The sequence below is a fragment of the Streptomyces acidicola genome (assembly GCF_009377235.1).
Classification (GTDB): Bacteria; Actinomycetota; Actinomycetes; order Streptomycetales; family Streptomycetaceae; genus Streptomyces; species Streptomyces acidicola.
The window spans coordinates 1-1,345 of the sequence record NZ_VMNX01000519.1 but is presented as its reverse complement, the minus strand read 5'-3'; the positions used below and the strand labels follow the sequence as shown (position 1 = coordinate 1,345).

Annotated in this window: 1 protein-coding gene; it reads left to right on the top strand. The window is 70.9% G+C overall.

Annotated features, from left to right (window positions below):
- A partial coding sequence (locus tag FPZ41_RS46520; protein WP_152870928.1) for a chorismate-binding protein occupies positions 1–1,345 on the top strand: 1,345 nt, incomplete at both ends.

Genomic DNA, 1,345 nt, shown 5'->3' with positions numbered 1-1,345 from the left:
GTGGGAGACGGGTGGGCGGACGCTGGTGGGGGCGAGCCCTGAAGTGCACGTGCGTATGTCCGGCGGGACCGTCGTCATGAACCCGATCAGCGGGACGTACCGCTACCCCGCCGAGGGCCCGACCCCCGAGCACCTGCTGGACTTCCTCGCCGACGGCAAGGAGATCGAGGAGCTGTCGATGGTCGTCGACGAGGAGCTCAAGATGATGTGCACCGTCGGCGACATGGGCGGGGTCGTGGTCGGTCCGCGGCTGAAGGAGATGACCCATCTCGCGCACACCGAGTACGAGTTGCGGGGGCGGTCGTCACTGGACGTACGGGACGTGCTGCGGGAGACCATGTTCGCGGCGACCGTCACGGGGTCGCCCGTGCAGAACGCGTGCCGCGTGATCGAACGGCATGAGGTGGGCGGGCGCGGGTACTACGCGGGGGCGCTGGCGCTGATCGGCCGGGATGCGGGCGGGACCCAGACCCTCGACTCGCCCATCCTCATCCGGACCGCCGACATCGATGCGGAGGGGCACTTGAAGGTGCCCGTGGGGGCCACACTCGTCCGGGGCTCGGATCCCGTGAGCGAGGTCGCCGAGACGCACGCGAAGGCGGCGGGTGTGCTGGCCGCGCTGGGCGTACGGCCCGGCCGGCCACGGGAGGAGCGGGTGCGGCCGCGGCTGTCGGACGATCCCCGGGTGCGCGCGGCGCTCGACGGGCGGCGGGCCTCGCTGGCCCCGTTCTGGCTGCGGATGCAGGAACGGTCCGACGTTCTTGAAGGCCACGCTCTTGTCGTCGACGGCGAGGACACCTTCACGGCGATGCTCGGGCACGTGCTGCGTTCGTCCGGGCTGGAGGTGACGGTGCGGCGGTACGACGAGCCGGGGTTGCGGGAGGTCGTGCTCGCGCACGAGGGGCCGGTCGTGCTGGGGCCCGGTCCCGGGGATCCCTCCGACATGGGTGACCCCAAGATGCGGTTCCTGCGGGGGCTGGCGGCCGATGTCCTGCGGGGGCACCGGCACGGGGTCCTCGGTGTCTGCCTCGGTCATGAGCTGATCGCGGCCGAGTTGGGGCTGGAGATGGTGCGCAAGCACGTCCCGTACCAGGGTGCCCAGACGGAAATCGATCTGTTCGGGCGGGCGGAGACAGTGGGCTTCTACAACAGCTTCGTGGCCTACTGCGACGACGAGACGGCCGAGGAGTTGAAGGCCCATGCGGTCGAGGTGAGCCGGGCCGCGAACGGTGAGGTGCACGCTCTGCGGGGGCCCGGGTTCGCCGGTGTTCAGTTCCACCCCGAGTCCGTGTTGACGCTGAACGGGGCTGTGGTGGTGCGGGAGTTGATCGAGGGGCTGCGGGGG